Source organism: Corynebacterium lujinxingii (genome assembly GCF_014490555.1).
In the GTDB taxonomy this organism is placed as follows: Bacteria; Actinomycetota; Actinomycetes; order Mycobacteriales; family Mycobacteriaceae; genus Corynebacterium; species Corynebacterium lujinxingii.
On sequence record NZ_CP061032.1, the window covers coordinates 373879 to 396418 of the forward strand.

The following is a 22540-nucleotide window of genomic DNA, read 5'->3' on the forward strand; positions in this document are numbered from 1 at the left end:
CACAATGGCACTGAAGATTACGTTGCACCACGGCAAGGTCGGCGAGAAGCCGGCGACCCGCAAGAACCTCGAGGCTCTCGGTCTGCGCAAGATCGGCCAGTCTGTGGTCAAGCAGGACAACGCCGCTACCCGCGGCCAGATCCTCAAGGTGCGCCACCTCGTCACCGTTGAAGAAGTTGCAGGGGAGTAGATACAACATGGCTGACATCATCAAGCTCCATGATCTGCGCCCGGCACAGGGCGCCAACAAGGCCAAGACCCGCGTCGGCCGCGGTGAGGCTTCCAAGGGCAAGACCGCCGGCCGCGGTACGAAGGGCACCAAGGCTCGCAAGCAGGTTTCCGCTGCTTTCGAGGGTGGCCAGATGCCGCTGCACATGCGTCTGCCGAAGCTCAAGGGCTTCAAGAACCCGAACCGCGTTGAGTACCAGGTGGTCAACGTCGCGGACCTCGCGGAGGCATTCCCGCAGGGCGGCGACATCACCGTTGCCGACATCGCCGCTAAGGGCCTTGTGCGCCCGAAGCAGCCGGTGAAGGTTCTCGGCGAGGGCGACATCACCGTTGCTCTCAACGTCACCGCGAACAAGTTCTCCAAGTCCGCCGCTGAGAAGCTCGAGGCCGCTGGCGGTTCCGCCAAGGCTGAGGAGTTCTCCAAGCGCGCGAAGAACGAGGAGACCCCGGAGGCGTAAGCGCTTTCGCTAATCGACGAAACCCCCGTACCAGACTTTCGAGTCCGGTGCGGGGGTTTTCGTCGTTAAGCAATGCCCAAACGCACCTTGAATATCAACTTTTTAAGCCCGGCTGGTAGGGTAGTGGGGTCAAACACGGCGACGGCCCGTTTTGTGTGCCCTCATGCACGAGTCGACGCTGCACTGTCCACTACCTTTCGCCCGCTGCGGGGTGGAAGCCAGGAGGCTATGTGTCCGCAATTGCTCAGGCGTTCAAGGATCCTGACCTTCGCAAGAAGATCCTGATCACTCTTGCGCTGATGTTCCTCTACCGCGTAGGTGCGCAGATTCCCTCCCCGGGTGTTGATTACGCGTTGATCAACCAGCGACTCGAGGAGGTGGCCCAGGGCGACAGCGCGACGATGTTCTCCATCATCGGCCTGTTCTCCGGCGGCGCGCTTCTGCAGCTGTCCATCTTCGCGATCGGCATCATGCCCTACATCACCGCGTCGATTATCGTGCAGCTGCTCACCGTGGTTATCCCGCGCTTTGAGGAGCTGAAGAAGGAAGGCCAGGCCGGCCAGGCGAAGATGACGCAGTACACCCGCTACCTCACGGTGGCGTTGGCGCTGCTGCAGTCCGCCGGCATCGTCGCACTCGCGGACCGCGAGCAGCTGCTTGGCGAGGGCACCCCGGTGCTTGTCGACGACCGCAACATCTGGACGCTCCTCATGATGGTCGTCGTCATGACCTCCGGTGCGGTGCTGATCATGTGGCTCGGCGAGATCATCACCGAAAAGGGCGTGGGCAACGGTATGTCCCTGCTCATCTTCGCGGGTATCGCCACCCAGATCCCGTCCGAGGGCGCGTTCATCCTGCAGAACTCCGGCGGCCTGACGCTGACCCTCGTGGTCTTGGCGTTGATTGCGCTGGTGGTCGGCATCGTCTTCATCGAGCAGGGCCAGCGCCGCATCCCGGTGCAGTACGCCAAGCGCATGGTGGGCCGCCGCCAGTACGGCGGGTCCTCGACCTACCTGCCGCTGAAGGTCAACCAGGCCGGCGTCATCCCGGTCATCTTCGCGTCGTCGCTGATGTACGTGCCGGTACTGATCACGCAGATCGTCACCATGAACAACCCGACCCCGCCGGACAACTGGTGGATGAACCACGTCATGGCGTGGCTGCAGAACCCGGGTTCGTGGCAGTACATCCTGACCTACGTGGTCATGATCATCTTCTTCTCCTACTTCTACGTCTCGATCCAGTACGACCCGATCGAGCAGGCGGAAAACATGAAGAAGTACGGCGGCTTCATCCCGGGTATCCGCCCGGGCCGCCCGACGGCTGAGTACCTGGCGTTCGTGATGAACCGCCTGCTGTTCGTCGGCTCGATCTACCTCGCGATGATCGCGGTCCTGCCGAACCTGGCCATGGACGCCGGCATCACCGGCTCTGGCCGGATGGGCATGAGCGCGTTCGGCGGTACGGCGATCCTGATTATGGTTTCCGTGGCCCTGACCACGGTCAAGCAAATTGAATCCCAGCTCCTGCAATCCAACTACGAAGGACTTTTGCGATAATGCGTCTCGTTCTCCTTGGCCCTCCCGGTGCCGGCAAGGGCACCCAGGCTGCGATCCTGTCCGACAAGCTCGGCGTTCCGCACATCTCCACCGGCGACCTCTTCCGCGCCAACATCGGCGAGGGCACCCCGCTCGGCGTTGAGGCGAAGAGCTACATCGACGCCGGCAAGCTTGTGCCCACCGACGTCACCGCCCGCATGGTGGAGGACCGTCTGAATCAGGACGACGCGAAGAACGGCTTCCTGCTCGACGGCTTCCCGCGCACGGTGGAGCAGGCTGAGATCCTCACCGAGCTGCTGGAAAAGCGCGGCGAGAAGCTCGACGGTGTGCTGAACTTCGTGGTCGACGAGGACGTCGTGGTTGAGCGCATGCTCGCCCGTGGCCGTGCCGACGACAACGAGGAGACCATCCGCACCCGCCTGGGCGTCTACCGCGACGAAACCGCCCCGCTCATCGAGCACTACGGCGACGAGATCATCTCCATCGACGCCGTGGGCGACGTCGAAGAGATCAACCAGCGCGCGATGGACAAGCTGGGCAAGTAAGCCCGCTTCGCGCTTCAAGGCCGGTGTTCGCACCGGCCTTTCGCATTTGCTTTTCGACGAACCCCTGCAAGGAGACACACCCGCCATGGCATTCCGGAAACGCAAAATCGCGGCGAAAACCGCCGAGGAACTCAACGCGATGGAGGCTGCCGGCCGCATCGTCGGCACTGCGCTGCGGGAAGTGCGCGCGGTAGCGAAACCGGGCGCAACCACGCTCGATCTGGACAAGGTGGCTGAAACCGTGATCCGCGACCACGGCGCGGTGCCGACGTTTCTCGGTTATGAGGGGTTCCCGGCGTCGATCTGCGCGTCGGTGAATGACGTTGTGGTGCACGGGATTCCGTCGACAAGCGTCGTGCTTGGCGAGGGCGACCTGGTCTCCATCGACTGTGGCGCGACCCTCGACGGCTGGGTGGGGGACAGCGCCTGGTCGTTCGGCATCGGAGAGTTGGCCCCGGAGGTCGACGCGCTGAATCGTGCGACCGAGTGGGTGCTTGCCGAAGGACTGAAAGCGATGGTGCCGGGCAACAAGCTCACCGACGTCTCCCACGCGCTCGAGCAGGCGACCTACGCCGCCGAAGAGCGCTTCGGGGTGGAGCTCGGCATCGTCGACGGCTACGGCGGCCACGGCATCGGCCGCACGATGCACGAGGAGCCGTTTCTAGCCAACGAGGGCAAGCCGAACCGCGGGCCGCGCATCCAGGAAGGATCGGTTCTCGCGATCGAGCCCATGCTCATCCTCGGCGGCGGCTATGACACGCAGGTGCTTGCCGACGACTGGACTGTGATCACCCTCGACGGCGCCCCGGCCTCCCACTGGGAACACACCGTTGCAGCAACCGCTGATGGTCCGCGAATCCTGACACCTCGCGCATAAACCCCTGGCGCGTTGTCGTGCATTGCATGGCGGTGGGGTTATACTTCCGCCATGTCTTACCGCCCCCGCCACGCAAAGCAGTCGCCGCTGAAGCGACGCGCAACTACGCTCGCCGCCGGTCTCGGTGTCGTCGCAACGCTCGCCGCTCCGGTGACTGCGAACGCCGCGCCCGCCCAGAACCCGGTGGCCACCTCCAGCCTCGACGCGCTGTCCACCCAGGCCAACGCGGCGTTTGCCAACCTGGACAAGTCCGCCCGCAACACCGCCTGGGACGTGCGCAACAACCTGCGCAAGCAGGCCGATAACCTGGCAACGATCAACCCGGATCTGCCCGCGCAGGCGAAGAAGCGTATCGACGAAATCGTCGAGGTCTTCTTCCCCGGCCTTATCGCCGAGAAGACCCCTAAGCCCAAGCCCAAGCCGAAGCCGAAGCCGGCTCCGAAGCCCGCGCCGGCGCAGCGCCCGGCGAACCCGTGCCCGGCTGACGCGAAGGCGTGCGTTGATCTGACCAACCAAAAGTCCTGGCTGCAGAACAACGGCGTTATCTACTACGGCCCGGTCCAGATCAGCTCCGGTCGCCCGGGACAGGAAACGCCGAAGGGCACGCACTACGTCAACCGCAAGGTCAAAGACGAAATCTCTTACGAGTTCAACAATGCCCCTATGCCGTACTCCGTGTACTTCACCAATAACGGTATCGCGTTCCACCAGGACGACCCGTACGTGCCGTCCGCTGGGTGCATCCACCTTTACCGCCAGGACGCGCAGCGCTACTTCAACGACCTGCAGGTCGGCGACAAGGTCTACGTGTTCTAACCCTGTCCGCTCCGGCCCCAGCTTCATCGCTGGGGCCTTTTGCGTTTTCGCAGGTGAAACACTACAGTGATCAAACGGTGTTGCCACAAATACGTGGTAGGCACCGTTTGGAACGGTAAGAAAACGTTATCTGCCTGCGCTTTTGCGGGCAGTGTAGGAAGTGGAGTGTATGGCAAAAGAAGGCGCAATCGAGGTTGAGGGCCGCATTATCGAGCCCCTGAAGAACGCGATGTTCCGTGTCGAGTTGGACAACGGGCACGAAGTTCTCGCCCACATCAGTGGCAAGATGCGCCAGCACTACATCCGCATCCTCCCTGAGGACCGCGTCGTCGTGGAGCTTTCCCCGTACGACCTGGACCGCGGGCGTATCACTTACCGCTACAAGTAAGCATTTAAGCCTCCTCACCCAGACCTACCGACAAGGCGGGTCGACTACCTCCGGCCACGGTGGCTGGAGCCGCGTGAATCCCAACCCATCCTCCGGCACGGCCCGGATAAAGCGTTGGCTGGCGTGGACGGGTGGGGAGAAAACCACCGTAACAACCCGAAAGGCACGTACCTTATGGCACGTCTAGCTGGTGTTGATCTCCCGCGCAACAAGCGCATGGAGATCGCTCTCACCTACATCTACGGCATCGGCGCAACCCGATCCAAGGAACTGCTCGAGAAGACGGGCATTTCTCCGGACCTGCGCACCGACGATCTTTCCGACGACCAGCTCTCCGCTCTGCGTGACGCGATCGAGAACTCCTACACCGTGGAGGGCGATCTGCGCCGCGAGGTGCAGGCTGACATCCGCCGCAAGATCGAAATTGGCACCTACCAGGGCATGCGCCACCGTCGTGGTCTGCCGGTTCGCGGTCAGCGCACCAAGACCAACGCACGCACCCGCAAGGGCCCGAAGAAGACCATCGCAGGAAAGAAGAAGTAACCTATGGCTGCTCAGACTCGTTCCGGTGCGCGTCGTGGACGCCGTACCGTAAAGAAGAACGTGGCCGCAGGCCACGCTTACATCAAGTCCACCTTCAACAACACCATCGTGTCCATCACGGACCCGCAGGGCAACGTGATCTCCTGGGCGTCCTCTGGCCACGTCGGCTTCAAGGGCTCCCGTAAGTCCACGCCGTTCGCTGCCCAGATGGCTGCCGAGAACGCTGCCCGCAAGGCAATGGACCACGGCATGAAGAAGGTTGACGTTTTCGTCAAGGGTCCGGGCTCCGGCCGCGAGACCGCTATCCGTTCGCTCCAGGCTGCCGGCCTGGAGGTGTCCTCGATCTCCGACGTGACGCCCCAGCCGTTCAACGGCTGCCGTCCGCCGAAGCGTCGTCGCGTTTAAGGCTGAAAGGAAAAGAGGTAAAGAGACATGGCTCGTTACACCGGCCCTGCTACCCGTAAGTCCCGTCGCCTCCGCGTCGACCTCGTCGGCGGCGACATGTCCTTCGAGCGTCGCCCGTACCCCCCGGGGCAGGCTGGCCGCGCTCGCATCAAGGAGTCCGAGTACCTGCTCCAGCTGCAGGAGAAGCAGAAGGCTCGCTTCACCTACGGCGTCATGGAGAAGCAGTTCCGCCGCTACTACGAAGAGGCGAACCGTCGCCCGGGCAAGACCGGCGACAACCTGCTGATCCTCCTGGAGTCGCGTCTGGATAACGTCGTCTACCGCGCCGGTCTGGCCAAGACCCGCCGCCAGGCACGTCAGCTGGTCTCCCACGGCCACTTCACCGTCAACGGCAAGAAGATTGACGTCCCGTCGTTCGCGGTTACGCAGTACGACATCATCGATGTCCGCGACAAGTCCCGCAACATGCTGTGGTTCGAAGAGGCCCAGGACAACCTCCTGGACGCCGTCGTTCCGGCTTGGCTGCAGGTCGTTCCGGACACCCTGCGCATCCTCGTGCACCAGCTGCCCGAGCGCGCTCAGATCGAGGTGCCGCTGCAGGAGCAGCTCATCGTCGAGCTCTACTCGAAGTAAGCTTCCACTTGCTTCACCCCGCGCACCGTCCACGGTGTTCGGAATCTTTCACATCCGTCCCTACCGGCTTCATATAGCGGGAGCCAAAGGAGAAGTTCATGCTCATCTCACAGCGTCCTGAATTGACCGAGGAGTACATCGACACCAACCGCTCGAAGTTCGTCATCGAGCCGCTCGAGCCTGGTTTCGGTTACACCCTGGGCAACTCCCTGCGCCGCACGCTGCTGTCGTCCATCCCGGGCGCGGCCGTGACCTCCATCAAGATCGATGGTGTGCTCCACGAGTTCACCACGATCAACGGTGTCAAGGAGAATGTCTCGGAGATCATCCTCAACATCAAGGACATCGTCTTGTCGTCTGACTTTGACGAGCCGGTCGTCATGACGCTTGCTGTCGAAGGCCCGGGCGACGTCACCGCCGGCGACATCGAGCCGCCGGCCGGCGTGGAGATCCACAACCCGGATCTGCACATCGCCTCCCTCAATGAGCAGGCTCGCCTGGAGATGGAGCTTGTTGTCGAGCGCGGCCGCGGTTACGTCCCGGCCATGCCGAACTCCGGTGGTGAGGCCGGCCGTATCCCGGTCGACCAGATCTACTCGCCGGTTACCCGTGTCGCCTACAAGGTTGAGGCGACCCGTGTCGAGCAGCGCACCGACTTTGACAAGCTCATCATCGACGTCGAGACCAAGAACTCGATGACCGCACGCGACGCACTCGCGTCGGCGGGTTCCACCCTGGTGGAGCTCTTCGGCCTGGCGCGCGAGCTCAACACCGCGGCGGAGGGCATCGAGATCGGCCCGTCGGCGCAGGAGTCCGAGTACATCGCCGCGTACTCCACGCCGATCGAGGACCTGAACTTCTCCGTGCGTTCCTACAACTGCCTGAAGCGTCAGGAGATCCACACCGTCGGTGAACTCGCAGAGTGCACCGAAAGCGACCTGCTGGATATCCGCAACTTCGGCCAGAAGTCGATCAACGAGGTCAAGATCAAGCTCGCCAACCTGGGCCTGACATTGAAGGATGCTCCGGAAGATTTCGATCCGACCCAGCTTGAGGGCTACGACGCCGAGACCGGCGACTTCGTGGATCCCAGCGCGGACGAGACCGAGTAACACCCCAGAGCACGCGCTCAACTAACCGCATACGAGGAGTACGAATATGCCTACCCCGAAGAAGGGTGCCCGTCTCGGAGGGTCCGCCTCGCACCAGAAGCACATTCTGGCCAACCTGGCGCAGTCCCTGTTCGAGAACGGCTCCATCAAGACCACGGACGCAAAGGCCCGCACCCTGCGTCCGTACGCTGAGAAGCTGATCACCAAGGCGAAGAAGGGCACCGTGGCAGACCGCCGCGCAGTCCTCGCTGAGCTGCCGAACAAGGAGGTCGTCACCTACCTGTTCAACGAGCTCGCGCCGAAGTTCGAGAACCGCGATGGCGGCTACACCCGCTCCATCAAGCTTCCGAACCGCTCCGGCGACAACGCTCCGATGACCCAGATTTCCCTGGTGCTCGAGGAGACCGTGTCGTCTGAGGCGACCCGCGCAGCCCGCGCCGCAGCATCCCGCCAGGCCGAGGAGGCCAAGGCTGAGGAGGCTACCGAGGCTGCAGAGGCTCCGGCAGAGGAGACCGCAGAGGACGAGAAGTAAACCGCTCGTTTTCCGCGCAACAACGCCCAGTCACACCGTGTGGCTGGGCGTTTTGCCGTGTGCCGATAGAATCAACCGCCATGGACACGATGCGCCTGCGCCTTGACATCGCATACGACGGTACCGATTTCCACGGTTGGGCGCGTCAGAAAGGCGGCATCAGGACCGTCCAGCAGACGATCGAGGAGGCGCTGAGCCTCGTGCTTCGCGACGACATCACGCTCACCGTCGCCGGTCGCACCGACGCAGGCGTGCACGCCTCGGGCCAGGTCGCCCACGCCGATGTGCATCCCGCGTCGCTTGAGCAACGCTCGATAGAGGGGGATCCGGGGCGGTTGGTTCGTCGATTAGCAAAACTGCTCCCAGAAGACGTCCGGGTGTTCGCAGTGGAAGAGGCGCCGGAAGGGTTCGACGCGCGGTTTTCTGCGCTGACCCGCACCTACGTCTACCGGGTGACCACCCACCCAGCGGGGGCGCTGCCCACCCGGGCGCGGGACACCGCGGTGTGGCCGAAACCAGTCGACCTGGAGGCCACGCAGGCCTGCGCGGACGCGCTAGTGGGGCTGCACAACTTCGCCGCGTTCTGCCGCCCTAAGGAGCACGCGACCACCATCCGCGACGTGCACAGCTTCGACTGGGCGCGGGTCTCGCCGCATATCTATGAGGCGCGCATCACCGCCGACGCGTTTTGCTGGAACATGGTGCGCGCGCTGGTGGCGACGTGCCTGACGGTGGGGGAGGGTCGTCGTCAAGCATCGTGGCCTAACGGGCTGTTGCTTCGCGACGCCCGCGCCCCCGAAGTGCCCCTCGCACCCGCCCGCGGACTCACGCTGGTGGGGGTGGAATACCCGCCGGCGGATCAACTCGCGGCGCGCGCCGAAGCGACCCGAGCCAAGCGCGAGATGTAGCATGCTTGGGTCGAAAACGAACCGGGAGGTGTCATGACCACAGCGACCGCAGCATGGTTTTGTGTCGTGTTTTTCCTGCTCCCGGGGCTTGCCGTGTCCTGGGTGGCGGGGTTGCGCCTGCCGGCGGCTATAGCGAGCGCGCTGCCGGTGACCTTCGGCATCATCGGCTTGTCTGCCTGGATGTGGGGAGTCACGTCAGCACCGTTCAACCTCTGGACGTTCGGCGTCAGTATGGTGCTGGCGCTGGCGGTCGCCGCGGGGTGGCGCTACCTGTTCGCCCGCAAAGCCAGACGCGGCGGGGCGGTGCCGTGGCGCCGCGCGCTCTTTCCGGGACAGGCTGACTGGGTCTCGTGGATCATCCCGGCGGCCGGTGTGGTCACCGGCGCGGCGATGTCGATTACGGATCGGCTGCGCTGGTTGGCGCGGCTGCCAAACGGCGCCGACAACATCGTCCAAGGGTGGGATACGCAGTGGCATGCGAACCTGGTGCGGTTTGTGATGGACGAGGGCGTGGCGTCGTCGACACGCATGGGCGAGCTGCAGAACGTGGAAACGCACGCGAAACTGCTCTACCCGTCCGCCTTCCACGCCGGCACCGCCCTGTTCGGCGAGGCCGCCGGGCTGGAGCCGATCCGCGCGGTGAACATCGCCTCGATCGTGCTGCCCGGTATTGCGCTGCCGTTGACCATGGCATGCCTCGTGTTCGTGTTCGTGCGCTCGCGCGGGGTGACCGCGCAGATCGCGGCGGGGCTTGCGGCGGTGTTCTGCTACGGCGCACCGCAGCTGCTGTGGGTGCCGGATTTCGTCGGCATGTGGCCGTATCTGCTCGCGGTGGCGCTGACCGGGATTGTGATTTGGCAATTCCTTTCGGTGCCCGTGCGACATGCCGCCGCGTTGCCTGCCGCGGCCGGGTTCCTCGGACTGCTGTGCGTCCACCCGTCCGCGGTGACGATCGTGGTGCTCGGGGTAGTGCTGGCGTGGGCGACTTCGCTGCTCGTGCGGCCGGTGCGTTCGCGCGTGTCGGACTCGCTGTGGCTCGCACTGCCGGCCGCGGGGGCCGCCTTGGCGTTCATTCCGCAGGTGCTCGCCGGGTCCACCCAGGCTGGCGAGGTCGCCTCGTGGTCGCCGAAGGAAACCCTGGGCAACAGCGCATGGGGCAGCGCGTTTTCGATGGACACCCGCCACGTCGCCGAGTTCTTCCCCGACTTCGACCCGACCGTGATGCTGTGGCTGGCCGGCGCCGGTGCGCTCGTGCTCGTGCTGTGGCGCGGCCAGGTGTGGCCGCTGCTGCTGTACCTCATCTCGCTTGCGGTGACGGCCAACGCGCTGGAGCCGTTCGACAACGCATTCGGCGACATCCTCGCTGCGGTGGGCAACCTGCACTACAACACCGGCCACCGCTTGGTCATGCCGGTGGTGATGTGCGTGTGGGCCGCCGCCGCGATCGCCGTGGCCGCGATGATCCGGTTGGTCACGCTGGCGCCGTTGGCCGCGCGCTCCGGCAAAGGTCAGCGCGTGTCGGCGGTGGCGTCGGTGTTGCTCGCCGTAATCGTCGGGGCGACGGCGGCGCCGCAGGTGCGCGCCCACACCGCGGACGGCGCCAAGCACGCGTTTACCGACGCCCGCGACAACGGCCGCATGGTCAGTGCCGACGACCTGCAGGCCTTCGACTGGCTCGCTAAGCAGCCCGCAGCGTGGGAGGGCACCATCATGGGCGATCCGGCCGACGGGTATTCGTGGATGTACGCCTACAACGGCCTGCCCTCGATTGCACGCCACTACTTGTGGCCGGCCGGCGGCGACGGTTCGGCACACCAGACGTTGTTCTCCCACGCTGACTTCATCGGTGAGGGCCACAACGGCCCCGTCGAGCAGGCGATCGAGGACCTGGATGTGCGGTTTTTCGTGCTCAGTCCGGCGTCGTTCTGGCCGGGGCAGAAACCGCAGTACGAGCTGCTGCGCGCATTTTGGGCCTCTAACGGCGTCACGCCGGTGTTCCGCAAGGGTTCCACTGCAGTGTTTGCGGTCAACAGCGCGTTTACGGATGCCGAGCTGCGCGACATGCAGTCCGACGGGGCGGAGCACGGCTCGGACGAGCTCTTCGAGCTCGACGACGCCTGGCAGTAGCGCTGCAGGTTTCCGCCCGGCGGGGTAGCCTCGAACCCGGTTCTACTCGGGGGAGGGGAAATCATGGCAAAACTTTTGCCCACTACGCGTGCCCAGGTTTCAGGGCACCAGTTCATGCGCCGTCGGATGGAACACGGCCTTCTGTTCGGCGATATCCGGATGATTCATGACCCGTTGTCGTCGCGACGCCGCGCCACCGTGTTCGGGGTGGCCGCGGTGGTGATGATCGCGGCGGTGATGGGGTTGTTTGCGTGGATGCGCCCGAACGCGGATCCGGGCGATGCGCCGATTCTGCGTGCGGCGGACGGGTCGCTGTACGTGCGCGTCAACGACGCGGTGCACCCGGTGACCAACCTCGCGTCGGCCCGCCTGATTACCGGCACGGCCGCGGATCCGGCGCGGGTGGGCGATGAGCACCTCGCTGCGATGCCGCGCGGGGTGCCGGTGGGGATTGTCGCCGCACCCGCGATGTTCGCCCCGGAGCGCGCTGCGGAGGCGGCGTGGTCCGTGTGCGTTGCGGGCGACCGGGTCACGGTGATCGCGGGTGAGGCGCAGGAGCCTTTGCTTGACGACGACGCCGTGCTCGCCACCGACGGCACCCGCCAGTGGGTGGTCACCGGGCAGGGCCGCCAGATGTTGCCGGACGCCACCTCCGCGACGGGCCGGGTGGTGCGCCGCGCGCTGGGGATCACGCACACCACCCCGGTGTGGTCGCCGCCGGTGCCGGTGCTCACTGCGCTGAAGGAGTTGCCGCCGGTGGCCCTGCCGACACCGCTGCCGGAGGTGCTGGACACTGACGCCGGCGCTTGGGCGCTGTCGAACGGCCGGGTGCAGCCGGTCACGGACGTGCAGCGCGCGGTGCTGTTGGACGCAGGTGCGCAGCGCCGCCAGGTTGCGCGCACCCAGTTGGCCACGTACCAGGACGGCGACATGGGGCTTGCGCTGCCGGAGCGCCGGCCGCGGTGGCTCGATCCGGAGTCGGCACCGGTGTGCGTCAATCAGGACCGCGGCGCGGCGGTGCAGGCGGCGGATGTGAAAGCGATTGCGCTTTCCGGCGCGTCGGTGGCGACCCACTTCGCGGGGCTTCGCGACGGTTCCGTCGGCGTGGACTCCGGCCACGGCTTCCACGTCGTCGCCGGCAACGGGTTGCGCCACCGGGCGCCGGACGCGGAGGCGCTGGCCACGGTCGGCGCGGTGCACGTGGAGCGCGTGCCGTGGGAGATTGTGAGCCTGTTGCCCGAAGGCGAGGAACTCACCCGCGACGCCGCGCTGACGGCGACGTACTAACCGCCACCGCGCACAAGGCGGCGAGCGCGATCACCCCGAGCGCGACGGTGCCGAAGCGGGCGGCGGTGTGCGAAGCTTCGTTGGACTGTGGCGCGATTGTCAGCGTCGCACGCGGGGTGGGCTCGTCGGGGTGGAGTTGGCTCACCACATCTGCCGGGTCGATTGCGCCGCCGCCGTGCTCGGCCGCGGCGTAGATCAGTTCGCGTACGCGCGCAGGTGTGATGCCGGGGTAGCGCTGCAGCAACAGCGCCGCAGAGGCGCTGACCACCGGTGCGGCGAAACTCGTGCCGGCGTACGGCCGCGTGCCGTCGCGGGTGTGTGTGCCGTCCGCCCACCCGCCGCCGGCGGAGGCGAGTGCGTACGGCACGTGCCCTGGCGCGGATAGGTCGGCTGCCATGGAGTATCCGGCGATAGTGTGAGCATCTTCCCGGGCGCCGACGGCGAGCACGGTCGTGGCGTTGGCCGGGATGACGGTAAATCCCGGTTCGCAGTCCGCGCCCGTGTTGCCGGCTGCTGCGACGACGACGGCGCCGTCACGCTCGGCGCGGGTGAGCGCCGCGTTGAGAGCGCGGGTGTCGATGCGCTCGGCCAGCCCCGACTCCACGCAGGAGACGACGGACAGGTTGAGCACGTGCGCGCCTTCGTCGAGGGCGTTGTTGATGGCGTCGGTAAGTGTTGCGAGGTCTCCGGCGACGGATTCCCCCTCGGCGCCGCGGTAGTGCGCGGAGGTCTGCCGCACCGAGATAATTTCCGCCCCCGGCGCGATGCCGAGCGTGTTGCCTGCGATGATGCCGGCGACGACGGTGCCGTGGCTGTCGCAGTCGAAAAGCGCGTCGTCGGCGACGTAATCCGCACCGGGGCGAAGGTGCCGCAGTTCCGGGTGCGGGGCGACGCCGGTGTCGATCACGGCCACGCGCACCCCGGCGCCGGTGGCGAAGCGGCGTAGTTCGGCCAGTTCGGGCGGGGTTTCCGCAGGGGCCTGCACCACGGAAGGCACCGCGCAGGCGATGTCTTGGGCGGACGCGGGCGCGGCAACGACTGGCAGCGCGAGCAGCGCCAGCGGCAACAGGGCGCGCATGTCACAGCCCCCGGATCAGGTCGAACAGCCCGGTCAGGTGCACCGCGAGCGGGATGACGGCGATGATCGCGGCGATTTCGGCGCGTTCGAACCACACCACCGTCGTCGGCTCGAGGTCCGGCACCCGCTTGGCCCACAGCACCGTCGTCGCGGCCGCGAGTGTGATGAGTGCGGCGCAGGTGATGAGGGCGGGGTGCGCGTCGTCGATACGCGAAATGCTTATCGACGACCCCACCACCGCCACCAACGCCACCGCCGTTAAACACGCGCGTGCGAGTGCCCAGTGGTGGCGCGAGGCGTAGATGATCAGCGCGCCGGCGACGCAGAGGCAAAACACGAACGTCCACGCGCTGCCGCGGGCCGAGAGGGCGAGCAGTGCAGGGATGGTCGCGGCGGCGATGCCAGCGGAGATCGCGCCGGCGACGGTGGCGGCGGTGTGGCTTCGCGCGTCGACGTCGGGTTGGTAGGCGTCGGAGCGGTCGAACTCCTCGCCGGCGGTGGGCACGCGCGCAACGGTCAGGCCTGCCGCGCGCGTGGCCACACCCGGCGTGGCCGCGACGGCGAACACACCAGTGAGCACGGTCAACGCGGCCGGGGCGAGCGGGCCGGGCAACCACGCACCGAGCGCACCGGCCGCGCCGAGCACACCCGTGGTGGCGAAAAACGCGGTCAGCGCCGCCCCGGTGATGCGCAGCGCGACGCCGAGACCCACCACGACCAGCGCGGCGAGCACCCCGGCCAGCGCGCCGATTGCGGGGTCTGCGCCGTGCCAATCCGCGCTAGGCCCGGCCACCCAGGCGGCCGCCGCGACCGCCGCGCACACGGGGGCGGCGAAAAACACCGCCTGGCTCCGGCTCACCGCCGCTAGGGTCAGCGCCACCGCCGCGACGAGCGCGAACGTCACGGGTACCGGCGCGAAGATGCCGGCCAGCACCCCGATGCACACCAACCCCGCGTATGTCGCCGCGGTGTCCAAGCCCCGCACGTTGCGGGCCGACTCGCCTGCGTGCGCGAGTGCGTCGGCGGCGTCGCGCACCACCGGCGGGGCGACGGGTTCTTTGGGGCGCAACACGATCACGGCGCCGTCGTGAAGCTTTTGCGTATACAGCGGCGCGTGCATGTCTAACGGCGCGCCGCCGGGCGTGGAGATCTCCCACGGGCGGTGGATTTGCGGCAGCTCGACTAACCGCGCGAGTTCCGGCAGCGCCTCCGCGAACGTGGACGACGTCGGCAGCGTGACGTCGATGTCGCGGTGAAACGCGGCGACGGACACGCGCACGGTGACGCGCACAATGTGGTGCGCCGAAGTGGCAACCAAAATTTTCCCCCTCGTCTCATGCGCGGCCCCCATCGCCGCGCGTGACCCCGACAGTATGACCCAGCACGCCGGCCTCGTCCACTCGACGCGCGCGGGCGGTGGCGCTGGTCTACACTGCGCATGCAACAACCGCGGTTCGGGGGAACGGCGGGGATACCAGGGGGGACAACCACTCATGCTCGGTCTCGACTACGACCCGGTGCTCGCGCCGACCGCGGGAACCACCGACGTGCCCGCGCCGCCGGCCGGACAGTTGCGCGCCGAACCGGTGCCCGCAGCACAGAAACCGCAGGCGCAGCCGGTGATGAAGATTCTGCTGCCGGTGATCATGGTCGTCGCCGTCGGCGCGGTGATGGTGCTGATGATGATGTCCGGCCGAGCCGTGAGCCCCATGATGCTCATCTTCCCGCTGATGATGCTGTTCGGGCTGCTCGGGATGGTCAACCCGCAGGACAACAAAGGCGACATCGACGAGACGCGCCGGGTCTACCTGCGCCACCTCGACGCCCTTGCGCGCAAAGCCCGCGACAATGCGCAACTGCAGCGCGAACACGCCACCGCCTTGCACCCCGCGCCCACCGACCTCGTTGCGGCGACGCCGGTAGAGCGGGTGTGGGAGCGTGTGGCGTCGTCGTCAATGGCGCTCACGGTGCGCCTCGGCACCGGCACCGGCGCGCTGTGCACCCCGGTCGAGGTGGATGATCCGGGCAGCCCAGAGGACCTTGACCCGGTGTGTGCGGTGAGTCTGCGCCGCACCGTCGCCGCGGTGAGCACCGTGCCCGGCATGCCGATCGTGGTGCAACTCGACGCGTTTCCCGCCGTTACGCTGGCCGGGCCCGGCGCACTGGACGTGGCGCGCTCGATCGTGGCCCAGCTCGCGTTTTTCCACGGCCCGGAGCTGGTATCCGTGGACGCGCCGTTCGACTGGGCGAAGTGGCTGCCGCACGCCCGCGCCGACCATGCCAGCTTCCGCGTCGCGCTTGTCGACGCCACCACGCAAACGCATCCCAACCCCGACGCCGACTGCGTGATCACGATCCACCCGGACGAGCACTACTTCGTCGACCCGGACGCGTTCCACCTCATCTGCACCGACACCCTCGACGCCGTGACCGAGCAGGGCACCGAGCGCCTCGGGGTGCCGGACGCGCTCACCGACGCCGAAGCCGAGTTCATCGCGCGGCACTTAGGCTTTTATCGACGACCGGACCACGCCGGCGACGACACTGGCGACCTGCTTTCCATGCTCGGCATCGCGGACTTGGACGCGCTGGATGCGACCACGATGTGGCCCGGGGTGCGCAACAAACTCGCCGTGCCCATCGGGGCAACCCCCGACGGGCAGGCGGTCTACCTCGACTTAAAGGAGTCCGCGCACGGCGGCATGGGCCCGCACGGGCTGTGCATCGGTGCGACCGGGTCCGGCAAGTCGGAACTGCTCAAAGAGTTGGTCGTGGCACTTGCCGCCACCCACTCGCCGGACGAGTTGAACCTGGTGCTGGTCGACTTCAAGGGCGGCGCGACGTTCCTCGGCTGCGAGGGCCTGCCGCACACCAGCGCGGTGATCACCAACCTGGAAGACGAAGCCGTGCTGGTCGAGCGCATGTACGACGCCATCTCCGGCGAGCTCAACCGGCGCCAGGAACTGCTGCGCGCGGCCGGTAACTTCGCCAACATCACCGACTACACCAGCGCCGGGCATACGCTGCCGGCGCTGGTGATCATCGTCGACGAGTTCTCCGAGCTGTTGTCCCAGCACCCGCATTTTGCGGACCTGTTCGTCGCGGTGGGCCGCCTCGGCCGCTCGCTCGGCGTGCACCTGCTGCTCGCCTCCCAGCGGCTGGAGGAAGGCAAGCTGCGCGGGCTGGATTCGCACCTGTCGTACCGCATCGGTCTGAAGACCTTCTCGGCGGGCGAGTCGCGTCAGGTCCTCGGGGTGCCCGACGCGTACGAACTGCCCAGCGAACCCGGCTCCGGCTACCTCAAATCCGGCATGGAGCTGACGCGCTTCCGCGCCGCGTACGTCTCCGGGCCGCTGACCCGGCAGGTGCTTTCGCATCCCGCCGACGCGCCGGGGGTGCGCCTGTTCACCGGCGACGAGGTCGAGATCGAGCCGGCGACCGTGACCGACACCGACTACTCGACCACCCTGTTCGACGCTGTGGTGGACAAGGCCCGCGAGGTCGCCGAAGTCCGCGGTATGCGCGCCCACCAAGTGTGGCTGCCGCCGCTTTCCGCCGCGCTCGCGCTGTCTTCGCTTGACGACGACGCCATCGCGCTTGTCGACGAGCCCTACCGCCAACTCCAAACACCCTTCGCCATCGACCTCGCCGTCGCCGGCGGCCATGTCGCGATCGCGGGCGGGCCGCAGACGGGTAAATCGATGGCGGTGCGGTCGTTCGTCGCAAAGCTAGCGCTCACGAACACCACCGACGAGATTGCGGTGTACATCATCGACGCCGGCGGGGGAGACTACGCGGATCTCGCGGCGCTGCCGCACGTGGCGGGCGTGGCGGCAGCGAAGGACGAGGAGCGCACGCGGCGCGTAATCGACGAAGTGCTGGGGCTGCTCGACAACCCCGGTCGCGCGACCGTGCTCGTAGTCGACGGGTGGCACGCGCTGGTGGCCAACGACTCGAAACTGGAGGATCTGCGCGACCCGCTCGCCCGCATCGCCTCCGAGGGACCGGCCGCGGGCGTGCACCTCGTGCTGACCACGCAGCGGTGGAGCGCGGTGCGCGCGAACGTGCGCGACCTGATCGGCACGCGCATCGAGATGCGGCTGACGGAACCGATGGATTCGCTGATCGACCGCAAGGCCCAAGAACGTCTCGATGCCGTGCCAGGGCGGGCGCTGACCCCGGACGGCAAGGTCATGCAGATCGCGCTGACCACGGCGGAGGACGTCGCGTACATCGCCAGCCAGGTTGCCGCGCAGCCGCCGGTGCCAAGGTTGCGCGTGCTGCCGGAGGTCGTCGACGCGCACTCGCTTATCGACGGCGCGCGTGTGCCACTCGGCGTCGGCGGTCCCGACCTGGCGCCGCTCTACTCCACCGGGCACGTGCTCGCGATTGGCGCCGGCGGGGCGGGCAAGTCGACGTTTATCGCCAGCGCAATCGCGGCCGTGGGTGCGATGGACCGCGCCGCCGCCCGCATGATCATCTGCGACCCGCGCCGCGCGCACCTTGGCCGGCCGAACGAGGACATGGTGGCGGCGTATGCGGCGTCGTCGAGCGCGATCACCGACGCCGTGCGCGCCCTGGCCACCACGCTGACCTTGCGGCTGCCCGGCGCGGACGTCACGCCTGCGCAACTGGCGGAGCGCTCCTGGTGGCAGGGCCCGGAGCTCTACTTGCTTATCGACGACCTCGACCTCGTCGGCGAAGAACCCCTACGCCCGCTATTGGACCTCATCCCGCACGCCCGCGACATCGGCCTGCACATCGTCGCCGCCCGCAAATTCGGTGGCATCTCGCGCGCTCTGTTCGCCCCATTTTTGACCGCCGTGAAGGACCTGCACCCGGACGTTTTGGTCATGGACGGCACACGCGACGAGGGGTCCATCTTCGGCGTGCGTCCCGCGCCCCTGCCGCCAGGCCGCGCAACTCTTGTCCAAGGCGAGCCGAAAGGCAGCATCCAACTGCCGCAACTTCAGGAGCAACCATGACCGATCTGCGCATCACCGCCACCGACGCCTCAACCGTGTTCACCGGCGCCGCCAACGTGCACCGCTTCGACACGCCAAGCAGCCGCGAAATCGCCGGCACCATCAAAACCGTGCTCGGTCCCAACCCGGCCGGCGCCGCCGTGCACATCAGCGCGGACCAGGTGCGGCTGCGCGAACTCGAGTACGCGCTCGCCGACTACGACATCGACTTAACCACCGACATCCTCGACACCGCGCCCGCACCGCTTGCCGACGACCCACCCACCGACTCCTTCCCACCCGTCGAACACGAATCCAACGGGTCGGTGTGGGTCGTCGCCGTCATCGTCGCGGTGGTGGCCGCCGTGGTTGCCGGCGCGATCTACTTCACCGTCCGCGGCGGCGACGACGCTCCGGCCGAAGTCGAAGCCGAAGCCAAAACCGAAGCGGAAGCCCAACCGGAAACGGAAGCGCGACCCGTCCCGGAGGTGGTGTCGTCGGCAATCGAAGCGGCCCCGCAGACTGTCATGCTCGAACAAGACGGCCTGCGGGTCGAACTGCCCGCCGGGTTCGCGCTCGAAGCCGACGACGGCACCTGGCGCGCCACCGGCGAAGACCCGAACTTCCGCCTGCACATCGCCGTCGAGCACCTTTACCAACTGCCCGCGCAAACCATGGCGGAGCAACTGCTCGCCGATATTGAGGCCGACCCGGAAACTGAACTCGTCGATACGGATGGCACCGCTGTGACCTACCTCGAACGCGCCAGCGACGGCTCCCAAGCGCTATGGAAAACATGGCCGCACGGGCAGACGCAACTCTTCGTCGGCTGCCACACGCGCGCCGAACCCACCAACGTCCAGCGAGCGACGTGCCGCATGGCCATGGAATCCGCCGAATATCAGGGGGCTGACCTGCCAACTTAAAAAAGTTTCCGGTTCGAGGGAACCGAACGGCCACTTTGTCAGTCCAATACATGGGCAGAAAAAACACACTGCCCGCACTTTGCACACCACACGAGGGGGAAAACCATGGAGCAGTTCGCAACCGAAGCCGAGGTCATGCGCGCCGCTGCCGACCGCACCGACGACACCAACGCCGACGTCAACCGCGAAATCGACCGCATCCAGCAGGTGGCCGAGTCCACCCGCAACTTCTGGGTCGGCAACGCGCAGCGCAGCTTCGACGAGCTGATGGTGCGTTACGACGACGCCCAAAAACGGTTGTCCGAGGCACTCACCGCAATTGCCGCGAACATCCGCGACAACGCGAAGCACTACGAGTCCACCGACGCCACCAACACCGACAGCCTCCGCCAGCTCGCTGGCGGGCTCGCACTCTAAACAAAAGGGGAAACCATGCAGATTAAATACGACTTCGCCCAGATCGCCGGTGCATCCGAGGACATGCGCGCTTCCGCGTCGCGCATCAACGGCGATTTGGCCGAACTCAAACAGATGCTCCAGCCCATGGCGCAGACTTGGGAAGGCACCGCCGCCACCGCCTACCAGGCCCACCAGGCCAAGTGGGACCAAGCGGCCGAGGATCTGAACCAGATCCTCACCCAGATCGCGCAAACCGTGGAAGACGGCAACTCCACCATGCTCGCCGTCAACAACGCCGCCGCGAACAGCTGGGGCTAACAACAATCTTGCGTTGGGGATCCATTTACCGACCATCGGGGGATAGGGCGCGGTAAACCCACCCCGGCGCAACAACAAAAAAGGGGGACTCGGGGGAAGAAAACGCCTCCGCAGGTGTCAAGGGGAACACCTGCGGAGGCGTTTTTGTTTTGCCCGCGCCGTCGCGTAGGCTTTGATCCTTGTGTGTCGCCACTGACGCGCGTTTCGGGTCTCCACCGGCCGCCGGAACCGTCGAGGTACATACGAAGATTGGCCGGCAGCCATCTAGACAGACTTTAAGGAGTCATGCATGTCTACTTACCACCCGAAGAGCGGTGACGTGACCCGTAACTGGTACGTCATCGACGCAACCGACGTGGTGCTGGGCAAGCTTGCTTCCACCGCAGCGGACCTGCTGCGCGGTAAGCACAAGCCGCAGTTCGCACCGAACGTCGACACCGGCGACCACGTGATCGTGATCAACGCCGACAAGATCCACATCTCCTCCAACAAGCGCGAGCGCGAGATGCGTTACCGCCACTCCGGTTACCCGGGTGGTCTGAAGTCCATGACCCTGGGCCGCGCCCTGGACGAGCGTCCGGACCGCGTGATCGAGGAAGCTGTGAAGGGCATGATGCCGCACAACAAGCTCTCCCGCCAGTCCATCAAGAAGCTGCACGTCTTCGTCGGCTCCGAGCACCCGTACGCTGCTCAGAAGCCGGAAACCTACGAGTTTAAGCAGGTGGCACAGTAATGACCGAGCCGAACAACTACGACAACATCGCCGCCGACACCGACGTCGACGCCGCAACCGCAGCCACCGAGGAGTTCAACTACACCATCGGTGACGCGATCGCTCCCGAGGCTGAGGCCACCGAGGAGACCGCCGAGGTCGCCCCGCTGCACGAGGGCCCGATCCAGACCGTCGGCCGCCGTAAGCGCGCCATTGCCCGCGTGACCGTCGTCGAGGGCGAGGGCAAGATCACTGTCAACGGCCGCGAGTTCGAGGACTACTTCCCGAACAAGCTGCACCAGCAGGACATCCTCACCCCGCTGACCCTGCTCGAGCGCGAGGGCCAGTTCGACATCAAGGCAAACATCTCCGGCGGCGGCCCGACCGGCCAGTCCGGTGCTCTGCGCCTGGCGATCGCTCGCGCACTCAACGTCTACAACCCGGCTGAGCGCACCACCCTGAAGAAGGCTGGCCTGCTCACCCGTGACGCACGTGCCGTCGAGCGCAAGAAGGCAGGTCTGCACAAGGCCCGTCGCGCACCGCAGTACTCCAAGCGTTAATCGCTGGCTTACTTACCGAACGCCGCTGTCCCACCTCGTGGGCGGCGGCGTTCGCCGTTTTGCTACCGGAACAACCGGTCCATCACCCCGTGGTTGGTGTTTTTCACCGGGTAGCCGCGGGGTGAGATCCATACCGGGGCGCCCCGGATCATCACGATCCGGCCGCGTCTTTTACGCCACGGGTCGTCGTCGTTGATGCGGTTGTGGTAGCGGCACAGCGGCGCCAGGTTGTCGAGATTGGTCTCGCCGCCGTGTTTCCACGCGGTGACGTGATGCAACTCGCACGCATCCGCCCCATGTCGACAGCCGGGGAAGGCGCACACGGGTGAAACCATCTTCGCCAAATCCCGCTGCTTCTGATTCGCCCGCCGCTCGGTCCGGTACAAGTTCACCGCACCGGCCTCCGGGTGAAACGCGGCCACCTCGAGAATGTCGCCGAACTGGGCGGTAAGAAACTCCGCGCCCGTCATCGTGGTGCCGTCCGACAAGGCGAGCACCACGTCGTCGCCCTCGCCGGCCATAATCCGCACAAAGTCCGGCAGCCCCACCGCAAGGATCGGCCGCGGCACCGGCACCTGCACCCCGCCACCTTCACCGGTGAGGATGTCGGCGAAGTTACGCATCATCTGCGGGCCCGACGGCTTTGATGTATCCAGCCCGTCGCGCAGCCGGTGCTCTAACGCTGCCAACAGGTGCTCGTCGCCGGAGCCGCAAAAGCGCCGCTTGCCGTCTTTGGACTCGGAGAAGTTGATGTAGTCCTCCGGAACCGAAGGCTCCTGCGCCGGCAGGATCTCTTTGGCGCGGCGGGTAAACGAGTTGTACGGCCCGCGCAGTTCCAAAAGGCGGTGGCGCAGGCGCCAGCGCTCGGTGTCGTCGTCAAGCAAGCGCAGCGAACGCTCGATAAACGCCAACTTGTCCAAACTCGCCCCGTGGGAGCGCGCCAATGACACCGCTTTGGCCTGCTGGCGCTTAAACCTGGTCGGGCCGTAGTAGACATCGCGGATCTTCGACCATTCGCGCACGCGCGTGGGGTTGGCGCCAAGATCGACGAGCATGCCGCGGTCGAACGCGGCAAGCATGTCGATCGCGCCGGCAGCCAGCGCGTGAGCGAACGATTCGAACAGGTTCATGGCCCAAACGTTAAACCACGCCCACGACACGACCC

General features: G+C 66.3%; 24 protein-coding genes. 21 read left to right on the forward strand and 3 right to left on the reverse strand.

Annotation, left to right across the window (positions count from 1 at the left end):
* Positions 1–4 precede the first annotated feature (4 nt).
* From rpmD to eccB, 15 genes are all read left to right on the forward strand, one after another.
* Positions 5–190: a 50S ribosomal protein L30 gene (rpmD, locus tag IAU68_RS01780; protein WP_171194329.1), complete on the forward strand. Its 186-nt coding sequence runs from the start codon at positions 5–7 to the stop codon at positions 188–190.
* A 7-nt stretch (positions 191–197) separates the two neighbouring features.
* Positions 198–686: a 50S ribosomal protein L15 gene (gene rplO, locus IAU68_RS01785; RefSeq protein ID WP_171194328.1), complete on the forward strand. Its 489-nt coding sequence runs from the start codon at positions 198–200 to the stop codon at positions 684–686.
* Positions 687–916: 230 nt separating this feature from the next.
* A complete protein-coding gene (gene secY, locus IAU68_RS01790) occupies positions 917–2245 on the forward strand; it encodes a preprotein translocase subunit SecY (RefSeq protein ID WP_171194327.1) in 1329 nt (442 codons plus the stop codon).
* A complete protein-coding gene (locus IAU68_RS01795) occupies positions 2245–2790 on the forward strand; it encodes an adenylate kinase (RefSeq protein WP_171194326.1) in 546 nt (181 codons plus the stop codon). Before secY ends, IAU68_RS01795 begins: the two co-directional genes overlap by 1 nt.
* 85 nt (positions 2791–2875) lie before the next feature.
* Entirely contained in the window at positions 2876–3667 is a 792-nt protein-coding gene (gene map, locus IAU68_RS01800) for a type I methionyl aminopeptidase (protein ID WP_171194325.1), read from the forward strand.
* Positions 3668–3718: 51 nt separating this feature from the next.
* A complete protein-coding gene (locus IAU68_RS01805; RefSeq protein WP_171194324.1) occupies positions 3719–4483 on the forward strand; it encodes a L,D-transpeptidase in 765 nt (254 codons plus the stop codon).
* Positions 4484–4652: 169 nt separating this feature from the next.
* Positions 4653–4871, forward strand: a complete 219-nt coding sequence (infA, locus tag IAU68_RS01810; protein WP_042405263.1) for a translation initiation factor IF-1 — start codon at positions 4653–4655, stop codon at positions 4869–4871.
* Positions 4872–5045: 174 nt separating this feature from the next.
* Positions 5046–5414: a 30S ribosomal protein S13 gene (gene rpsM / locus IAU68_RS01815; protein WP_171194323.1), complete on the forward strand. Its 369-nt coding sequence runs from the start codon at positions 5046–5048 to the stop codon at positions 5412–5414.
* 3 nt (positions 5415–5417) lie between these two features.
* Positions 5418–5819: a 30S ribosomal protein S11 gene (rpsK, locus tag IAU68_RS01820; protein ID WP_171194322.1), complete on the forward strand. Its 402-nt coding sequence runs from the start codon at positions 5418–5420 to the stop codon at positions 5817–5819.
* 27 nt (positions 5820–5846) lie between these two features.
* The gene (gene rpsD / locus IAU68_RS01825) at positions 5847–6452 is read left to right on the forward strand and encodes a 30S ribosomal protein S4 (protein ID WP_042405260.1); all 606 of its coding nucleotides are present in this window, start codon (positions 5847–5849) and stop codon (positions 6450–6452) included.
* Between the two features lie 98 nt (positions 6453–6550).
* Positions 6551–7564 (forward strand): DNA-directed RNA polymerase subunit alpha, encoded by a 1014-nt coding sequence (locus IAU68_RS01830; RefSeq protein ID WP_171194321.1) that lies wholly within the window; start codon positions 6551–6553, stop codon positions 7562–7564.
* A 46-nt stretch (positions 7565–7610) separates the two neighbouring features.
* Positions 7611–8096 (forward strand): 50S ribosomal protein L17, encoded by a 486-nt coding sequence (gene rplQ, locus IAU68_RS01835; RefSeq protein ID WP_171194320.1) that lies wholly within the window; start codon positions 7611–7613, stop codon positions 8094–8096.
* A gap of 80 nt (positions 8097–8176) precedes the next feature.
* Entirely contained in the window at positions 8177–9004 is an 828-nt protein-coding gene (truA, locus tag IAU68_RS01840; RefSeq protein WP_171194319.1) for a tRNA pseudouridine(38-40) synthase TruA, read from the forward strand.
* Between the two features lie 33 nt (positions 9005–9037).
* Positions 9038–11131: a DUF6541 family protein gene (locus tag IAU68_RS01845; RefSeq protein WP_171194318.1), complete on the forward strand. Its 2094-nt coding sequence runs from the start codon at positions 9038–9040 to the stop codon at positions 11129–11131.
* 63 nt (positions 11132–11194) lie between these two features.
* Positions 11195–12418 carry a type VII secretion protein EccB gene (gene eccB, locus IAU68_RS01850; RefSeq protein ID WP_171194317.1) on the forward strand — a complete coding sequence of 408 codons (1224 nt, stop codon included), beginning with the start codon at positions 11195–11197 and terminating at the stop codon, positions 12416–12418.
* On the opposite strand, the gene IAU68_RS01855 is transcribed toward eccB, so the two are convergent.
* Positions 12384–13496: a S8 family serine peptidase gene (locus IAU68_RS01855; protein ID WP_171194316.1), complete on the reverse strand. Its 1113-nt coding sequence runs from the start codon at positions 13494–13496 to the stop codon at positions 12384–12386. The genes eccB and IAU68_RS01855 overlap by 35 nt on opposite strands.
* A gap of 1 nt (position 13497) precedes the next feature.
* Entirely contained in the window at positions 13498–14814 is a 1317-nt protein-coding gene (gene eccD / locus IAU68_RS01860; RefSeq protein ID WP_171194315.1) for a type VII secretion integral membrane protein EccD, read from the reverse strand.
* A 175-nt stretch (positions 14815–14989) separates the two neighbouring features.
* On the opposite strand from eccD, the gene eccCb reads away from it, so the two are divergent.
* The 6 genes from eccCb (at position 14990) to rpsI (ending at position 21375) form a co-directional block, all read left to right on the forward strand.
* Positions 14990–18481 carry a type VII secretion protein EccCb gene (eccCb, locus tag IAU68_RS01865; protein WP_171194314.1) on the forward strand — a complete coding sequence of 1164 codons (3492 nt, stop codon included), beginning with the start codon at positions 14990–14992 and terminating at the stop codon, positions 18479–18481.
* Complete coding sequence (locus IAU68_RS01870) at positions 18478–19386, forward strand: type VII secretion-associated protein (protein ID WP_171194313.1); 909 nt, start codon at positions 18478–18480, stop codon at positions 19384–19386. The genes eccCb and IAU68_RS01870 overlap by 4 nt, the downstream gene beginning before the upstream one ends.
* 105 nt (positions 19387–19491) lie before the next feature.
* The gene (locus IAU68_RS01875) at positions 19492–19803 is read left to right on the forward strand and encodes a WXG100 family type VII secretion target (RefSeq protein WP_171194312.1); all 312 of its coding nucleotides are present in this window, start codon (positions 19492–19494) and stop codon (positions 19801–19803) included.
* 15 nt (positions 19804–19818) lie between these two features.
* On the forward strand, positions 19819–20103 hold the full coding sequence (locus IAU68_RS01880; protein ID WP_171194311.1) for a WXG100 family type VII secretion target: 285 nt from the start codon (positions 19819–19821) through the stop codon (positions 20101–20103).
* Between the two features lie 289 nt (positions 20104–20392).
* Positions 20393–20836 carry a 50S ribosomal protein L13 gene (gene rplM / locus IAU68_RS01885; RefSeq protein ID WP_171194310.1) on the forward strand — a complete coding sequence of 148 codons (444 nt, stop codon included), beginning with the start codon at positions 20393–20395 and terminating at the stop codon, positions 20834–20836.
* On the forward strand, positions 20836–21375 hold the full coding sequence (rpsI, locus tag IAU68_RS01890; RefSeq protein ID WP_171194309.1) for a 30S ribosomal protein S9: 540 nt from the start codon (positions 20836–20838) through the stop codon (positions 21373–21375). The genes rplM and rpsI overlap by 1 nt, the downstream gene beginning before the upstream one ends.
* A gap of 62 nt (positions 21376–21437) precedes the next feature.
* Here rpsI and IAU68_RS01895 read toward each other — a convergent pair whose 3' ends face one another.
* A complete protein-coding gene (locus tag IAU68_RS01895; protein WP_171194308.1) occupies positions 21438–22505 on the reverse strand; it encodes an HNH endonuclease signature motif containing protein in 1068 nt (355 codons plus the stop codon).
* Positions 22506–22540: the final 35 nt, after the last annotated feature.